This is a genomic window from Weissella soli, from assembly GCF_001761545.1.
GTDB lineage: Bacteria > Bacillota > Bacilli > Lactobacillales > Lactobacillaceae > Weissella > Weissella soli.
In genome coordinates this window covers 114,194-131,478 of record NZ_CP017326.1, presented here as the reverse complement: position 1 = coordinate 131,478, position 17,285 = coordinate 114,194, and the positions used below count along the sequence as shown (strand labels likewise).

Here is a 17,285-nt window from a genome sequence, read left to right as displayed (position 1 = left end):
CGCTGCAGGTACCCCAGCTGATCGGCCCGGCGTGCTGCGTCGATTTCAATTTGACCAAGCATGCAAAAAAGAGTGCGCACCGAGATGCACACTCTTTGATTTAATTACAATGAAGTAATATCGATGTTGATTGAAGGTCCAAATGTAGAAGCAATTGAAATGTGCTTTACGTAAGTTCCCTTAACGGCTGCTGGACGTGCCTTAATAACAACGTCAGCAATTGACTTGATGTTACCAACAAGCTTGTCAGCATCAAATGAAACCTTACCAACTGGTACAGCAACGTTACCATCACGGTCTGTACGGTAAGTAACCTTTCCAGACTTTGATTCTTCAACGGCCTTAGCAACGTCGAAAGTAACAGTTCCAGTCTTAGGGTTAGGCATCAATCCCTTAGGTCCCAAGGCACGACCAACACGACCAACTTGCGCCATCATGTCAGGCGTTGCAATGGCAACGTCGAAATCCATCCAACCATCAGCGATACGTTGAACCAAATCAGCAGCACCAACAACGTCAGCACCAGCTGCTTCGGCTTCCTTAGCCTTATCACCTTGAGCGAAAACAACAACAGTTTGATCCTTACCAGTTCCGTTAGGCAAAACAACGGCCCCACGTAATTGTTGATCAGCTTGACGAGTATCAACGTTCAAATTGAAAGCAATTTCAACAGTTGAGTCAAACTTGGCAAAGTCGATATCCTTTACCAACGCAGCTGCTTCATCAACCGTGTACAACTTCTCACGGTCAACCTTTTCAGCGGCTGCTAAATACTTCTTACCATACTTCTTAGCCATGGTAGCTATTCCTCCTTGCAAATGCGGTCAAACGATTAATAATCTCCCGCTTGATCATGCTTAGTTTCCTATGCGATCCGACAGTAACGTTCGGAACGGTGAAAAATATTAAAAGAGCTAAAGCTCAATTAATTATCCTTCCACAACGAATCCCATTGAACGTGCAGTACCTTCGATCATGCGAACAGCTGCTTCAACATCAGCTGCGTTTAGATCTTGCATCTTAGTTTCAGCGATTTCCTTCACTTGAGCGGCAGTAACAGTTGCTACCTTCTTAGTGTTAGGCTCTCCTGAACCCTTCTCGATACCAGCGGCCTTCTTTAAAAGAACAGCTGCTGGAGGAGTCTTAGTGATGAAGGTGAATGAACGATCTTCATACACAGTAATAACAACAGGGATCAATAGACCACCTTGATCTGCAGTACGAGCGTTAAACTCCTTAGCAAATCCCATGATGTTAACACCAGCTTGTCCCAAAGCAGGACCAACTGGAGGTGCAGGTGTAGCCTTTCCGGCTGGAATCTGCAACTTAACAATACTTGAAACTTTCTTAGCCACGATTGTTTCCTCCTTCGTGCTTGTGGTATAAATGGCGAGTTTCGATTTCCGCCTCCCACATATACGTGTCACCACGGCATACTTGAATATATTAACATTCAACCATCAATTATTCAAGTAAATATTCCATATAAACAAAAACCGCTGGCTTATCAGAAATTGTTTTGCTTCTTAAATTAACTCAACAATGGCTTGACGTCACCGAACTCCAAAGTAGTTGGTGTTTCACGGCCAAGGAAGTCAACCAAGACAGTCAATTCAGCCTTAGTGTTATCAATTTCAGTGATTGGTCCTTGCATACCAATGAACGATCCCGCAATAATTTCAACGGTCTCCCCAACTTCAGCATCCAAAACCTTAGGCTTCTTGATAGGCTCTTCATCTGGGTTACCAAACTTACGCAAGAAATCATCGGCTTCTTCTGGTGTCAAAGAAACTGGCTTTGATCCACCACCGTGGGAACCCAAGAAACCAGTTACGCCTGGGGTGTTACGAACGACATACCAAGCTTCGTCTGTCATGACCATCTCAACCAAAGCATAGCCAGGAAATTCATTTTCCTTAACAATCTTAGTTTTACCGTCTTTTTCGACAGCAACTTCTTGTTCAGGCACAATCACACGGTAAATGAAGTTTTGCATGTTCATTGTTTCGATACGTGACTCAAGGTTTTGCTTAACCTTATTTTCGTATCCAGAGTACGTGTGCAAAACGTACCATTGCTTATCAATTGACTCAACCATGATGGCCTCCCGTTTTTTTGAAAAAATGTAAATTAAAAACCCCCACAGTTGGGGGCTTTATTTCGCTTCTCTATATGGCAATTATAATCTAAAAAAACTACTTAGACAACCATGTAATCCCTTGTTCGAACACCCAATCGGCCGCACCAAACAATAAAGCAAAGATCAATGATGTTGTCAAAACAATGGCCGTGTCACGAATATTTTGTGACAATGTTGGCCATGTAACCTTATGCATTTCGTCAACGACGCTGCTCAAGAACTTCATTTTACCCTTACCTACCTTACATACTCTCTTTGTGTAGCGTGTGCTTGCCACAAATCTTGCAGAACTTTTTTACTTCAAGGCGGACCGTACGATCAGCCTTCTTGGCAATCATATAATTACGTGTACCACAAATCGTACAAGCCAAGGAAACTTTTTTAACTGCCATTTTGTTCTCCTCACTTAGACTGCTGTCTAATCTAACTGAGATATAGTGTATCATACGCCCGCTGTTTCAACCAGTCTGCAGTATTTTAACCCATCATGACAACAAATTTTTCAGGCTAGCTGTTACCGGCTTGGACACGGCGTCGAATCCACATAATGCGACTACGGACGGTTGAGGGTACCGTATCAAAGATACCGGCTATTTCGTTGGTACTATAGCCGGCAGCATACATCATAATGACTTTTTGCTCATTCTCCGTCAGCGTAGCAATAATGTCATTGACGTTCATTAATTGAGTGATGGTTGGCCGATCCTGACCGATGCGTTGGATACTTTCACCATAACTAGCAATATTACAAGTTAACTCGCGGCGCTGTTCGTTTTCCCGCCAATACTTCCACATTTGGCGCTGAATTGAGATACAAAAATAATTAGTAAAAGCACCAAAGGATTCAGTTGTTAACCCCTGTGCTGCGTTATACAACGCAATCCGACAGTCTTGGGACCACTCATCGGCTGCTAACCATACGGGATGGGCCCGATAGATTTTCCAAATAATCGGTGCATACCGTTCCAGCGCTAATTCTAACATTTCAGTCTCACCATCACGGATACCCTTAAAAAATTCCGGCGTCATCTTTTGCATTATCATCACCTCGTGTGCCTAGTATGCCTCAGATGATGCGCTATGGGGGGATTATGAATAAAGCATGCTAACAAATCAATGTTGGCATGCTTTATTTGCATATTATACGAGGGGATGACGTGAATTATATGCACCATAAATTAACAATGAAGCGGCCACGGACGCATTCAAGGACTGCACATGTCCAACCATTGGAATGGTCAGCGTTTCATCGACCGTCTTTTTCAACAATGGGGCAATGCCCTTACCTTCATTACCAATAATCAGTGCCGTGGGTCCCTGCGCATCCCATTGACGATAATCCTTACCGTCCATGTCCGTACCAAAGATCCATAGGCCACGTTCCTTCAATTCCTTAACGGTATTCACTAAATTAGTGACCCGGGCAACTGGGACGTGTTCAATGGCACCCGTTGATGTTTTAGCCACCGTGGCTGTTAATTGCACCGCGCGGCGCTTTGGAATAATCACCCCATGCACACCAGCCGCATCAGCTGTACGCAAAATTGAGCCTAAGTTATGGGGGTCTTCAATTGAATCCAAAATCAAGAAGAAGGGTGCTTCCTCTTTTTCAGCGGCCTTGGCAAACAAATCATCAATTGTCGCGTAGGCGTACGCCGCAATGGAAAGCACCACCCCTTGGTGACTTTCGCCATCAACCAACTCATCGAGCTTAGCCTTAGGGGCTTCTTGGATCACCAGACTGCGTTTCTTAGCTAACGCCGTGATTTCATGACGGATTTGATCTTGCACCCCAGTTTGTAACCAAACCTTATTGATTTCGGTCTCACCCTTCAGTGCTTCCACTGCGGCGTGGCGCCCAAAAATAAATTCTGGTGCATCGACAACCATTTCCTCTTCACGTCGATGATCCTGTGACTTGCGTCGATCGTTATGTTTAGCATCATCGCGCTTAAAATTGCGCTTTTTATTATCAGTGGGTCGTTGTGCCATTGTCTCGTGTCCGTCCATTCTCTACTTGTTCAAAAATCCAAACGATTAGTTCTTCTAAGCGCTCAATCTGTTCGCTGGCGTGCAGATAGCCAATCATCGCCTCAAATCCGGTGGAAATGCGGTAAGTCACCGTATCGGTGTTTTTTGCCTTCGTATGGGATTTTGCATTACGGCCACGTCGGAAAAACTCCTCTTCCTCATCAGTCAGCATATTTTCCGCTACCATTAAGTTATACAAAGCTGCGTGTGCCTTGGCAGAAACATATTCCTTAGCCGTGTGTTGCAACTTAGCCGGCTTCGTAATACCCAGTGCTAATAGATGCTGGCGAATGTATGTTTCATAGGCTGCATCCCCAAGATACGCCAAATCTAAGCCATTTAATTGTCGGTAATTTATTTTTTCTATCATGCTTTCATTGTACCGTATTTTATGCCATTCGGGTATTGTGGTTTAGCAAGATACTATGGTTTAACCATTCACAAAAAACGACACACACTGATTTGCATCAATGTATGTCGTCCAAATTAGCAATATATTAGTTAATTATGCACGGTGCCAACGCACACCTTGGGGCGTATCTTCCAATACAATGCCTTGGGTCGTCAATGTGTCACGAATTTCATCAGCTCGACTAAAGTTTTTCACTGCGCGCGCTGCTTCACGCTCGCTGATCAATGCCTCAACGTCGGCATCCAGGATATCATCTTGTGCCATACCATCAACCCCGAAAACATTCATCAATTCAGCAATTTGGCGCAGGATAAATTGCGCCGTGTCCGTCTTGACATCAGCCGCTATGGCATAGGTGTTCGCCAAGTTCACTAAGTTGTAAACCGCAGTCACCCCGTCTTGCACATTGAAGTCATCATCCATCACCGCCACAAATGTATCAACAAAAGCCTGGGCCTTTTCCTCAATCGCTGCATCAGATCCAACCGTTGCAGTTGCTAACCGGAATTGCAAGTTACGGTAACCGGTACGGATGCGTTCCAAATTACGGGCTGCTTGGTCGAGATTTCGTTGTGAATAGGCCACTGGGCGCCGATATTGCGTCGTCGCCATGAAGAAGCGAATAATCATTGGATCATCAACTTGCTTTAACAATTCATGGACAGTGACGAAATTGCCCAAAGATTTTGACATCTTTTCGTGTTCATCCCCCACAGTTACGAACCCGTTGTGCAACCACTTTTCAACAAATTTCTCACCAGTATGGGCTTCAGTTTGTGCGATTTCATTAGTATGGTGGGGAAAGGCCAAGTCAATTCCACCACCATGAATATCCAAATGGTTACCCAAGTATTTCGTAGCCATGACAGAGCATTCAATGTGCCAACCGGGACGTCCCTGCCCCCATGGTGAGCGCCATGAAATTGCGCCATCATTAGCGCCCTTCCAAACAGCAAAGTCCATTGGATCTTCCTTACGCGCCATTTCACCATCATCTAAACGACCGGCAGCGTTTGATTCCATTTCTGCTAAATCCTGATGGGCTAAAATACCATAACCCTTAAATTTCTTCGCGCGGAAATAGACATCACCTTCAACTTCATAGGCATACCCTTTGGCAATTAAATCTTGTACAAATTCAATAATTTCAGGAATATGCTCAGTTGCACGGGGCCGAACCGTTGCAGGCATGATGTTCAATGGCAATGTGTCTTCATTGAACGCAGCAATATACTTATCAGCCAGTTCAGGAACTGTAATTCCCTGCTCCGCAGCAGCCTTAATCATCTTGTCATCAACATCAGTAAAATTAGAAACATAGTTAACATCATAACCACGATACAAAAAGTACCGGCGGATAGTGTCAAAGGCAATCGCTGAGCGTGCATTACCAACGTGGATGTAATTGTACACCGTTGGTCCGCAAACATACATGTTAATAATACCTTCATGGAGTGGCTTGAAGGTTTCCTTCTCAAGGGACATGGTATTGTAGACTTGCATAATGCTCCCACCTTTATAATTATTTCCTTAATCATATCACACTTGTAAAGGTTTTCAGGCGCTAAAAGTCAGACTTGTCAAGCGCTAAAAAAGCGCCGGATTTCCATATTGGATCACCAGCGCTGCGCTATTTATTTTGTTGTCTTGCATCAAAAAGGGCTATGCTCAGCATGCCAACAATGCCACTTTTACTGCCACCACTCGTCAAAGACCGTTACCGGTGTTTGTCGCTTGTGCTCAGTGGTCGTATACAATTTTTCGATTTGGATGGCGTCCTTTTCAGAGACTTCCTTACCTTCTAGGTAGTCATCGATGGCATCATATGAGACACCCAATGCAACTTCATCGGGTAAGGCTGGTCGATCTTCTTCCAGATCAGCCGTGGGGGTCTTCTCATACAAGTGCTTGGGTGCCTGTAAGAACGCCAAGATTTGACGACCTTGCCTCTTATTTAAACGGTACAAAGGCGTAATATCGGCTGCACCGTCACCAAACTTCGTGTAAAAGCCAGCCAACGCCTCCGCCGCATGGTCAGTTCCAATGACCACGCCCCGGTTCGCAGCAGCTACCCCATATTGGGCAATCATACGTTGCCGGGCCTTGATATTCCCCTTATTGAAGTCCGAAACCGTGACCCCAGCGGCCTCCAGTTCATTGACGATACCTTCAGTAGCTGCTTGAATATTGACCCGAATCGTTTCATCAGCGCCTTGCCAGGCAATTGAAGCTAATGCATCCGCTTCGTCAGCTTGCTCGTTAAATGGTAACCGCATCGCAATGAACTTATAGGCTGCATCCCCAGTCTCAGCACGTAACTCAGTAACCGCCATTTCTGCTAAGCGCCCCGCCAAGGTTGAATCTTGGCCACCCGAGATACCCAGGACATACGTCTTCAAACCAGTCTTCAACAAATATGCCTTCAGTAAGTCCACAGAACGACGAATTTCAGTTTCGGGATCAATCGTTGGTTGCACACCTAGTGTTTTAATAATTTGCTTTTGTAATTCACGCATGTTTTCTCCCTCATCGATCAATTTTCTTCTGAGTATTCGCGATCTACCTCATCAACATATGCTCGCATTTCTTTAATGAGCGCCATTTTGTGATCCCAGGCCTTTTGTGATAAATCAACGGGATATTCTTGCGGATTCAAATTACGACGGTATTCTGACCACAAGGCCCCTAACTTAGCCATTGAATATGTCCGCACCTCATTCAAAGTCGGCGTTTCATAGACCTGTTGCCCATCCACAATCACCGCTTGCAAGATTGGGGTAGCCGTAAAGTCCGTCACCATCTTATTTAAATATGGATATGCTGGGTGGAACATGTATAGGCCGTCTTGTTGGTCAGCAGGGTTCTCGCTCCACAAAGAGACATAATCACCCTGTGACTTACCATCAGAATTACGCGTGATACGCCATACCTGCTTTTGACCAGGATTTGAAATTTTAGCAGCCGAACTCGAAATCTTAATGGTATCAACCATTGCACCGTCTTCATTTTCAATGGCCACTACCTTATAAACAGCGCCCAAAGCAGGTTGGTCATAGGCTGTAATTAATTTAGTACCAACACCCCAAACATCAATCTTGGCACCCTGTAACTTCAATGAGGTAATTGTATCCTCATCCAAATCATTAGAAGCATAAATCAGGGCATCCGGGAAGCCAGCGGCATCCAACATCTTGCGGACACCCTTTGAAAGATACGCCATGTCGCCTGAGTCGATCCGCACCCCTAAGAAGTTAATCTTGTCACCAAATTCTTTAGCTACCCGGATGGCGCTTGGCACACCCGAACGTAACGTATCATACGTATCTACCAAGAAAACAACATCTTTATGTGTCTCTGCATAGGCCTTAAAGGCTTCATAATCATTCCGATAAACTTGCACCAAACTATGCGCATGGGTGCCACTGATTGGAATATTAAATAGCTTACCCGCACGGACATTTGACGTCGCATCAAAGCCACCAATATATGCAGCACGTGTGCCCCACAGCGCTGCATCCATTTCTTGAGCGCGCCGGGTACCAAACTCTAACAGTCCTTGATCACCAACGATTGCCCGAATACGTGAAGCCTTGGTAGCAATCAACGTTTGGTAGTTAATGATGTTGAGCAATGGGGTTTCAACCAATTGCGCATCAAAAACCGTTCCTTCCACTTGTAAAATAGGTTCATTACTGAAGACTACTTCACCTTCATGTGGTGCACGAACCGTCGCCTTAAAGCGCCAATTTTCTAGATAATCAATGAAATCATCATCAAAAGTACCCGTTGAACGTAGGTATGCGATATCACTCTTTGAAAACTTCAAATCACGTAAGAAATCTAGAATGCGCTCTAAGCCTGCAAAAATAGCATAGCCATTTTTAAATGGAATATCACGGAAATACACTTCATACACTGCTCGCCGTTCATGAATGTTTTTTTGGAAATACGTCTGCATCATCGTTAATTGATAGGCATCCGTATGCAAGGTCAAACTATCATCAGGATATGCGTAACTCATAATCTTAATCGTCCTTTATCTCTCAGGATTTCCTCCTGAATAATATGTGTATATTTTAACATACGAAAAACTATTTGACGTTTTACTTAGGTTATTTTATCTACAAAGTCTGTAATTCACCCTAAAAAATGTGCTATGATTCTTGTTTTAGAGAGTGATTGAGGTAGGTTTTATTCAAATGGCAAGTACACAGAAGATTTATAAAGAATCTATCCGGGTGGGCGTCTTGCTCGCTGGCACGGCTGGATTTATCGATTCATATACATTTGCATTTCATAATATGCGTTTTGCATCTTTTCAGAGTGGTAATTTATTGCAATTTTCCGTTAACTTGGCTGCCGGTAAATTAGCTGCCGCTTTAACGTTTTTCTTCCCAATTTTCTTTTTCATCATTGGCGCGGGTCTGAATCAAATTATCAAACGGTATAAATTCATTAACACCATTCAATGGGAAGAACAATCCGTTTTGATTGAGGCTTTTGGGGTCTTGTTGGCCGCCATTATGGAAGTGCTCAACTTCCCCACAGAGGTTATCCTAGCTTGCTTAGCCATGTTTATGTCAATGCAAGCTGATACCTTTGGTAAGCTCCGCGGTGCGCCCTACGCCACTATTATGAGTACAGGGAATTTAAAGACCTTTGGGGCAATGTTTGCGAGCTATTTTTTGACAAAGGAACCCGAATATTTACGTAAAGGACGAAATATTTCGTTTGTGCTAGGTGGTTTTGTGGCGGGGGCCTTACTGGCACATTTCCTTGGTCAATTCGTCGGGGGCTGGGCAATGTTCACACCGGTGCTCTTCTTGTTCATCGTGTGGAGCTTTGTGCGTCTTGATCGGCAAGATGACTAACTCGCATCGTCCTCTAATATTTAAACTGCATAAATGTGCTTGACATGTTTTTAAAAAGCCGTTAGCATAGCTATCATAGATAAAGGTTAAACAAGTTGAACAGAAGAGTACGAGTTATTATTCGGCAAAGAGAGACGATGGTTGGTGTGAATCGTTACGAAGACTTTCTTGGAAAATGATCTGTGATTGGCAGCGGTGAGCAGCAAGTCTGTAAGCCGGTGACGGGTTGGTCTACGTTACAAGACACACGAATCGGCAAGGCATCATTTCGCTGTAGCCCGCTCGTTGTCAAGGTCTTTCAGTGCAAACTGATTGATAAAGTAGAATGGTAACACGTGAACTCGTTTCTATCTTGGGGATAAATCCTCAGATGGAAACGAGTTTTTTTGTTCAACTGTAAAATTAACTTTATCCAGTAGGTAGTAGGTTTATATAGTACAGATATTAGGAGATGAATATGATGAAGAATGTATTTAAGTCAGGGCTTGTTATGGCTGCAGCTGGTCTGATTGGATCAGTTGCTTTACCATCAGCTGTCGCTTCGGCTGATACAGTGGTTAAAGTTGGTTTAGTGGGTACCTCTGATGCTAAGTTGTGGAAAAGTGTCGCTAAGACAGCTAAAAATAAGTATGGTATCACCATCAAGGTGAAGGTCTTTACTGACTACAACCAGCCTAACCAAGCGTTGAAAGACGGCTCACTAGACCTGAACGCCTTCCAACACTACTACTTCTTGAACAATTGGAACGCTAAGAATGGTAAGGCCTTGAAGGCAATCGGTAAGACGTTTATTACGCCAATCCGTTTGTACTCGACTGACGCCAAGAAGGTTTCTCAAATCAAGAAGGGCGCAACGATTGCGGTACCAAATGATGCAACCAACGAAGCGCGTGCTTTGATGTTGTTGCAAACAGCCGGTTTGATTACTTTGAAGAAGAACGTTGATTTGCCAACCGTTAAAGATATCAAGCAAAACAAGAAGAATTTGAAGATTAAAGAAGTTGCTGCTGATCAGACACCCGCTGCCTTGAAGTCTGAAGGGGCTGCTGTCATCAACACCAACTACGCTTCAGAAGCCAAGATTAAGCTAAGCTCTGCAATCTACGTAGAACCAGTTAACAAGGACTCAAAGCAATGGATTAATGTCATTGCAGCTAAGAAGTCAAAGGCTCACAAAAAGGCCTACAAGGAAGTTGTTAAGGCTTACCAAACAGCCAAGACAAAGAAGGTTATTGCTAAGACTTGGGGCGAAGCAGAAATTCCTGCTTGGGATATCAAGTTGAAGTAAACGTAACCACTGCTTGGCTGTGGTAAAGGAGATGTTAAACAACCTTGTTTCAATGAGGTTGTGGCATGAGAGTCGTCGCTTATGCCACTCCCCCTCTCATCTCCGGGGGATACATATCATCAAAGGGTAAGGACGACTTTGCCGTTTGAATTTAGTTATATGTCAGAGAATTGTGTATAGGAGATGATTACATGCCTGTTATTAAACTTACTGATGTGAATGTCACATTTAAACAAAAAAGCCGCGATATTGTGGCGGTACAAAACGAATCACTTGAAATTGAACGCGGTGATATTTATGGTATTGTGGGCTATTCGGGAGCCGGTAAGTCTACGTTAGTGCGTACGATCAACTTGCTACAAAAGCCGACTGCCGGCTCAGTCCTCGTAGATATCGAAAACAATGACCATCCCGTCGAAATGACGACACTCAACGCTGCTGCCTTACGTGACAAACGTAAGAAGATTGGGATGATTTTCCAACACTTTAATCTGATGGATGAATTAACGGTCTTTGGTAACGTCGCTCAGCCCCTAAAGCACTCATCTTTATCAAGGGCCGATAAGCGTGCCAAAATCACTGAGTTACTGGCCTTAGTTGGCTTGGGTGATCGGGCTGACAACTATCCCTCACAACTATCAGGTGGTCAAAAGCAACGTGTCGCCATTGCCCGTGCTTTAGCAAATGATCCTGAGATTCTAATTTCCGATGAAGCCACGTCCGCACTGGATCCACGTACTACTAACCAAATTTTGGCCTTATTGAAGAAATTGAATCAGGAGCTTGGTTTGACGATTGTATTAATCACCCACGAAATGCAAGCCGTGAAGGAAATTGCTAATAAAGTTGCGGTGATGGAAAACGGCCATATTATCGAACGTGGCTCACTGCTTGAGATTTTCACTAACCCCCAAGCGCAACTAACAAAGGACTTCATTAACACAGCAACCAACCGTGAAGAAGCCCTCGTCAAGGTGAAAGAATTACTAGTTCTCAAGCCCTTGGCCGCGGATGAAATTCTCGTCCAAATTGACTATGTTGGTGAAGAAACAGCCCAGCCATTACTATCAACCATTTTTGCTGATTTTGCGGTGACAACCAATATTTTGTACTCTAATATGGAAATCTTGACGAACACCCCAGTTGGTACGGCACTAGCAGTCTTCAAGGGGGACGCTGCACAACTTAACGCCGTACTGTTAGCCTTTGAAGATCACAATGTCAAAATTAATCAAATTGAAATCCAAGGAGGAATCGCCTAATGATACATTGGATTGAACAAAACTTACCTAATGTTTACTCACTCGGTTGGGGTGAAGATTATGGTTGGGGAACTTCTCTGTTCCAAACACTCTACATGACCGTTGGCGCTGCCATTTTTGGTGGGATCCTGGGTTTGATTTTCGGCACAATTTTAGTGTTGACGGCCGAAGACGGCATCACACCAAATCGACTCCTTTTCCAAATTTTTGATAAGGTTGTCTCGATTGGACGAGCCATTCCTTTCATTATCATGGTCGTGGTTATCTCACCTTTGACCCAAGTCATCGTTGGGACGACCATCGGTTCAACAGCCGCTTTGGTGCCCTTGGCTTTGGGTGTCTTTCCCTTCTATGCCCGTCAAGTCCAAGTGGCTTTGTTGGGCGTTAGTTCAGGTAAGATTGAAGCTGCACGTTCCTTTGGGGCCACTAATTGGGACGTCATCAAAGACGTTTACTTACTTGAAGGCCGGTCTGAATTGATTCGGGTTTCAACCGTGACTTTGATTTCATTGGTTGGTTTGACGGCCATGGCCGGTGCCATCGGTGCTGGTGGTCTGGGTACGACAGCCATCGTGACTGGATACCAACGTTTCCAAAATGATGTCATGTGGTTAGCAACAATTCTTGTCTTGTTAATCATTGTTGTGATTCAATTCATTGGTGATTTTGCAGCTAAGAAAGCACATCACGGCTAATATTTTAGATAATAAAACCCCTGCATTTTAGCTAAAGTGCAGGGGTTTTATGTTATTACTGGCGGTGCCTGGCAACTGTTTCAATCCAAGCAATGGTATCATATGGTACCAATTGGTGACTAACGTACACACCCTCTTCATTAAACCCATTCACGATACCAGCGACCACATCAGCTCTAACAATTGTGGCATCCTTTACGGTTAATTGATTCAACCAGATCCTTAACTGTTGTTGGGTCACGTAAGCCTGTTCGAGTAGTTTAAAAATTTCGGTGAGTGCCATTTGCTGTGGTTGCTGCCGATTTTCCATTTCAGTTACTTGGTTAACCGCCGCTTTAAACTTTGCCGTGTGATCCGATAAATAGAATCCCCGCCACTTCATCATACCCCGGTCCTGGTACTGCTTGAAAAACTGGCTTGGCCAATCATCAGAATAGTTATCACTCATATGCATTACCTCCATTATGACCGCCAACTAAACTAGCACGTTCAATGGCAGTCCCCCCATCCAATAGCGACGAAGCTTTGACTAATTTAGTAAAACCAAATTGACGCTGAATAGCACTGATTGTGTGATCTAACTTATGGGCCAGCACCTGCGTTTCGGGAGCTACGAAAATATCTAGCTGTTCAAATTTGTCCGGTATCAATTTGCTGGTGTAGACCGCGACATTGCGAACGACCGTTCCTTGATAATTATCTGTCAACAAAAACAAGGCCGCTTGGACCAGATTCGTCGATAAATTGGTTGGGACGAAGGTCGCTTGCTTACTAAATCCCTCACCATACCCATAAGATATGGTCAATGACAATACTTGAGCCTGCTTATGTTGAAACCGTAACCGGGCAGCGACTTGTTCAGTAATTTCACGCACAACAATACGCAAATCAGTCAAATTATCATAGTCCCGTGGGAGCACTTGTGAATTGCCAATGCTTTGTTCTTTCACTGCCGTTTTTTGACTAACAATGGCCCGATCCACGCCCCAACTTAAAGCATATAATTGTTCGCCGATCACCCCAAACAATTCCTTTAGTCTATTTGGATTATAGTGTGCTAAATCATACAAGGTCCGAATCCCTAGCCGCTGTAATTTACGGGCAGTCCGATGGCCAATCGACCAGACTTGTTCCAGATCATTTAATGGCCAAATCATATTTGGTACCGTCTCATATGAAATAATTCCAATCATATTCGCAGCCCGCTTGGCATAATTATCTAGCGCTAACTTTGCCTGCATCGGATTATTACCAATACCAATCGTTAAGTACAGCCCAGTCGCTTCATAAACACGACGTTGCATGCGTTGAGCAACTTCAACAGGGCTTTGTCCAAATAGATGCCACGAATGCGTGACATCGACAATTGATTCATCAATCGAATATGGTTGAATATCTTCAGGCGCTGCGAATTCTTGAAAAAGACGATTGATCTCCAAATTTTTCTTGATATAGAGATTCATACGTGGCGGATAGATTTTTAAACGCTGGTCTTCGGGTAGATCATAACGACGACTCACATTCGTTTTCAAACCGAACATCTTTTTAGCCATAGGAGACGTCGCCAAAACTAACCCGCCACCACCAACATTTGGTCCCTGCGACAATACAACTAATGGGACTTGTAACGGATCATACCCATGGTCAACCGCTTCCACACTCGCATAAAAGGACTTTGCATCAATCATAAAGACAACGCCATAACGTTCATTTCGATAATCATACATACGCACACCTCACTTGAATAAATTAAGTATAACCTAATATAAATAATTTACAACTAGTGATCGTTCGTTTTTAATTAATGTTAGCGGCTGATACTGATTAAAAATAACAAAAAAGTCATCACCGCAGTGATGACTTTTAATTAATTAAACTTACTTAACTTCAATATCATTGTTTAAAAAAGCAAATTTTGATCGCAAGAATGGCGTTACCCAACGGTCCAAACCAATACGTGCTGAGTTATACCCACCGATTAAAATCATAAATTCAATAAAGATGTAAGTTGGGTTAACTGAAACGACCCCAGCTCCTAAATACGAGAAGTTCATGAGCAAACCGAAGAAGGCAGCTGCTAGAGTCAACGTACCAAAAATTAAGCCCAAGCCAACGAGAAGCTCACCCCATGACACTGCAAATGAAAATGCGTTCAGGGCAGCGTGTGACTTACCGTTACCAGTGGTCAATTGCAAGAAAGTATCATACCAAGGGAATGCCTTGGTCTTCGCTGGTGTCATTACGGGGGCCTTTAAAGCAGCCATAATCATACCATCGGCATGGAAGCCACCTTTAGCTGTTACCTTTTCAAAACCATCCACGGCCCAGTTATATCCCAACCATACCCGTAATACCGTCAAAACCCACATTGCTACTTTGTTGTTACGCAAAAATACAATCATCATCCAATACCTACCTAAATCTAATAATTAATTTCGACTATAAATCCATTTGTGAACTTATTAACATACCTTATTATACCCGACTTACAAATTATTAGCAATACTTTGTGCACATTTTCTTTAATTATTAATACTAATCAACCGTCATTGTGGTCTGTTTGACGCGCTTTAATGTAAAATTTCTAATATTTAGATTGAAATAATGAATATATTGTGATTTTTATTTCATATGTGTGCTGCGCACCCATCACTGGCTTTTAGCTAAAAAACAACCATGTCCCATGGCCACCTTAAATAGCGAAAAACTGTTTAGAGAGCTGAAAGTGCGACTGACTGGTGCAAATCGCGACCTTCACTCGGTTAATTGGACCACCACCACGCCGATTAAACTAGATACTTAGGGTTTGTGTTTGCAGATCATTAGTTAATATATTATACGTGTTTATGGCGTTAAATGATGACGTACGCTAACATCTTTAATTATCAGATACAAAAAAACGACAAAACTATTGAGACATTACGGGATGTTTAATTACTTTTTGTACTCAACCCTAAAATAACATGTTACAATTTACACATGGATATACAGATTAATAAAAAAATAAATATTCTACGTGCGATTGTGATGGGCGCAAACGACGGTATTATTTCAATTGCTGGCGTTGTTTTTGGTGTTTACGGGGCCTCAATGAATACTTGGACAATTTTTCTGGCTGGTCTGACAGCAACGATCGCCGGCACTTTTTCCATGGCCACGGGGGAATATGTATCCGTAAATGCGCAATTAGATTCAGAACGTTCAGCCAAAGATGCACAAAAAATGGCGCTAACTAATAATTTTTCACAAGAAGCGCAGTTTCTGATACAGCACTATCAAACAGATGGCATCAGTGCGGAAAACGCACAATTACTTGCGCAACAAAGCATGCAAAAAGATGCATTGAAAGAAACTTTGAATGCGCGCTATGGCATAAACGAAGACGATTTCATCTCACCAACTGACGCTGCCATTGCATCAATGGTGGCTTTTCCAATTGGCGCCTTCTTACCAATGATCAGTATGACCTTTGTACCAGTAGCATACCGTGTCATCACAACGATAGTTTTTGTAATTGGCGCCTTAATTTTAACCGGCTATTTCTCAGCTGTCTATGGCAATACACCAAAAAAAACAATGATTTTACGAAATGTGATGATGGGACTATTAACCATGTTCATGACATATTTAATTGGATTATTAATGGCTTTATAATATGGACTATAAAAAATTGGCTTTATCAGAAAAATTGAATATTATTCGTGCTGGAGTATTGGGCGCTAATGACGGTATTATCGGTGGCGCTGGGGTCATTCTTGGGATGACTGGAGCTACTACCAATAATGCCGTCGTCTTTGTAGCTGGTATTGCTGAAATGCTGGCTGTTGCTTTTTCTATGGCATCAGGAGAGTTTGTTTCGGTTTCGTCACAAAAAGATACCGAAAAAGCAGTAGTTGCAAAAGCTGAGACTCTTTTGGCCACCCAACCTAGCACTGTGCATGATGAAATAGCTATACACTATGAAAAGCGGGGTGCTGATCCTAGATTAGCCGCACGTGTGGCAGATGATCTTATGAAAAAGGATGCTTTGGTCCACTATGTACAAATTAAGTACGGCATTGTAGTTGGAAAATATTTAAGTCCTGCGCATGCCTTAATAGCGTCATTTATCGCGTCGATATCCGGTGGCATCTGGCCGTTATTATCTGTGATATTACTACCCGAAAGTCTCAAAGTGATAGGGACCATTTTAGCAACACTTTGGGCCCTGTTTTTAACCGGTTGGCTAAGCTCTTGGGCAGGGCGGGCACCAAGAATGCCAGCTATTTTGCGCAACATAGTCACAGGGGTACTGACAATGGCCTTCACTTATTGGCTTGGTACCTTATTGCAGTAGCAAAATGAAGCTAGGGTAACCATTTACCAACGATACAGTCCCAACTATAAATAAGAACTTCTCCCATAGTAAACTAAAGTCGTCCCATGAAGCGTAGTTTACTATTATCAAAACCACACCATACGAACCATAGCGAAAGCTTTCATGTTTCCCCTAGAACACTACAATATATTAAAAAATTCCAAATTAACCCCGACACTAAAAACGATAAGATAAAGTCAAAATTTATCTATTAAACGCAAACCAACAT

General features: G+C 43.2%; 20 protein-coding genes. 6 read left to right on the top strand and 14 right to left on the bottom strand.

The features are described 5' to 3' along the window. Positions 1–104: 104 nt before the first annotated feature. From rplA to WSWS_RS00660, 11 genes are all read right to left on the bottom strand, one after another. A complete protein-coding gene (gene rplA, locus WSWS_RS00710) occupies positions 105–797 on the bottom strand; it encodes a 50S ribosomal protein L1 (RefSeq protein WP_070229464.1) in 693 nt (230 codons plus the stop codon). A gap of 132 nt (positions 798–929) precedes the next feature. After that, a complete protein-coding gene (gene rplK, locus WSWS_RS00705; RefSeq protein WP_070229463.1) occupies positions 930–1,355 on the bottom strand; it encodes a 50S ribosomal protein L11 in 426 nt (141 codons plus the stop codon). Positions 1,356–1,531: 176 nt separating this feature from the next. Next, on the bottom strand, positions 1,532–2,098 hold the full coding sequence (gene nusG, locus WSWS_RS00700) for a transcription termination/antitermination protein NusG (RefSeq protein WP_070229462.1): 567 nt from the start codon (positions 2,096–2,098) through the stop codon (positions 1,532–1,534). A 97-nt stretch (positions 2,099–2,195) separates the two neighbouring features. Beyond that, positions 2,196–2,366: a preprotein translocase subunit SecE gene (gene secE / locus WSWS_RS00695; protein WP_070229461.1), complete on the bottom strand. Its 171-nt coding sequence runs from the start codon at positions 2,364–2,366 to the stop codon at positions 2,196–2,198. A 16-nt stretch (positions 2,367–2,382) separates the two neighbouring features. After that, positions 2,383–2,532, bottom strand: a complete 150-nt coding sequence (gene rpmG, locus WSWS_RS00690; RefSeq protein ID WP_070229460.1) for a 50S ribosomal protein L33 — start codon at positions 2,530–2,532, stop codon at positions 2,383–2,385. Positions 2,533–2,647: 115 nt separating this feature from the next. Then, positions 2,648–3,178, bottom strand: a complete 531-nt coding sequence (locus tag WSWS_RS00685) for an RNA polymerase sigma factor (RefSeq protein ID WP_070229459.1) — start codon at positions 3,176–3,178, stop codon at positions 2,648–2,650. Positions 3,179–3,280: 102 nt separating this feature from the next. Then, positions 3,281–4,030: a 23S rRNA (guanosine(2251)-2'-O)-methyltransferase RlmB gene (gene rlmB, locus WSWS_RS00680; RefSeq protein WP_237342605.1), complete on the bottom strand. Its 750-nt coding sequence runs from the start codon at positions 4,028–4,030 to the stop codon at positions 3,281–3,283. A gap of 82 nt (positions 4,031–4,112) precedes the next feature. Next, positions 4,113–4,541 (bottom strand): Mini-ribonuclease 3, encoded by a 429-nt coding sequence (locus tag WSWS_RS00675; protein WP_070229457.1) that lies wholly within the window; start codon positions 4,539–4,541, stop codon positions 4,113–4,115. Between the two features lie 135 nt (positions 4,542–4,676). After that, entirely contained in the window at positions 4,677–6,089 is a 1,413-nt protein-coding gene (gene cysS / locus WSWS_RS00670) for a cysteine--tRNA ligase (RefSeq protein ID WP_070229456.1), read from the bottom strand. A 185-nt stretch (positions 6,090–6,274) separates the two neighbouring features. Then, complete coding sequence (nadE, locus tag WSWS_RS00665) at positions 6,275–7,099, bottom strand: ammonia-dependent NAD(+) synthetase (RefSeq protein WP_070229455.1); 825 nt, start codon at positions 7,097–7,099, stop codon at positions 6,275–6,277. Between the two features lie 17 nt (positions 7,100–7,116). Further along, the gene (locus WSWS_RS00660) at positions 7,117–8,604 is read right to left on the bottom strand and encodes a nicotinate phosphoribosyltransferase (RefSeq protein ID WP_070229454.1); all 1,488 of its coding nucleotides are present in this window, start codon (positions 8,602–8,604) and stop codon (positions 7,117–7,119) included. Positions 8,605–8,782: 178 nt separating this feature from the next. On the opposite strand from WSWS_RS00660, the gene WSWS_RS00655 reads away from it, so the two are divergent. The 4 genes from WSWS_RS00655 (at position 8,783) to WSWS_RS00640 (ending at position 12,699) form a co-directional block, all read left to right on the top strand. Further along, the gene (locus tag WSWS_RS00655; RefSeq protein WP_070229453.1) at positions 8,783–9,454 is read left to right on the top strand and encodes a YoaK family protein; all 672 of its coding nucleotides are present in this window, start codon (positions 8,783–8,785) and stop codon (positions 9,452–9,454) included. 460 nt (positions 9,455–9,914) lie between these two features. Next, positions 9,915–10,742 (top strand): MetQ/NlpA family ABC transporter substrate-binding protein, encoded by an 828-nt coding sequence (locus tag WSWS_RS00650; protein WP_070229452.1) that lies wholly within the window; start codon positions 9,915–9,917, stop codon positions 10,740–10,742. A 191-nt stretch (positions 10,743–10,933) separates the two neighbouring features. After that, the gene (locus tag WSWS_RS00645) at positions 10,934–12,004 is read left to right on the top strand and encodes a methionine ABC transporter ATP-binding protein (protein WP_070229451.1); all 1,071 of its coding nucleotides are present in this window, start codon (positions 10,934–10,936) and stop codon (positions 12,002–12,004) included. Next, positions 12,004–12,699, top strand: coding sequence for a methionine ABC transporter permease (locus WSWS_RS00640; RefSeq protein ID WP_070229450.1), 696 nt, complete (start codon positions 12,004–12,006; stop codon positions 12,697–12,699). The genes WSWS_RS00645 and WSWS_RS00640 overlap by 1 nt, the downstream gene beginning before the upstream one ends. A 55-nt stretch (positions 12,700–12,754) precedes the next feature. On the opposite strand, the gene WSWS_RS00635 is transcribed toward WSWS_RS00640, so the two are convergent. The 3 genes from WSWS_RS00635 to WSWS_RS00625 all read right to left on the bottom strand — a co-directional run bounded on the left by WSWS_RS00635 (position 12,755) and on the right by WSWS_RS00625 (position 15,101). Beyond that, a complete protein-coding gene (locus WSWS_RS00635; RefSeq protein ID WP_070229449.1) occupies positions 12,755–13,147 on the bottom strand; it encodes a hypothetical protein in 393 nt (130 codons plus the stop codon). Then, positions 13,140–14,426 (bottom strand): Y-family DNA polymerase, encoded by a 1,287-nt coding sequence (locus WSWS_RS00630; RefSeq protein WP_070229448.1) that lies wholly within the window; start codon positions 14,424–14,426, stop codon positions 13,140–13,142. Before WSWS_RS00630 ends, WSWS_RS00635 begins: the two co-directional genes overlap by 8 nt. Before the next feature lie 150 nt (positions 14,427–14,576). Next, on the bottom strand, positions 14,577–15,101 hold the full coding sequence (locus WSWS_RS00625; protein ID WP_070230788.1) for a Crp/Fnr family transcriptional regulator: 525 nt from the start codon (positions 15,099–15,101) through the stop codon (positions 14,577–14,579). Between the two features lie 577 nt (positions 15,102–15,678). Between WSWS_RS00625 and WSWS_RS00620 the strand changes: the two genes are divergently transcribed. Beyond that, positions 15,679–16,353 (top strand): VIT1/CCC1 transporter family protein, encoded by a 675-nt coding sequence (locus tag WSWS_RS00620; RefSeq protein ID WP_070229447.1) that lies wholly within the window; start codon positions 15,679–15,681, stop codon positions 16,351–16,353. Position 16,354: 1 nt separating this feature from the next. Beyond that, positions 16,355–17,035 carry a VIT1/CCC1 transporter family protein gene (locus tag WSWS_RS00615; RefSeq protein WP_070229446.1) on the top strand — a complete coding sequence of 227 codons (681 nt, stop codon included), beginning with the start codon at positions 16,355–16,357 and terminating at the stop codon, positions 17,033–17,035. Positions 17,036–17,285 lie beyond the last annotated feature (250 nt).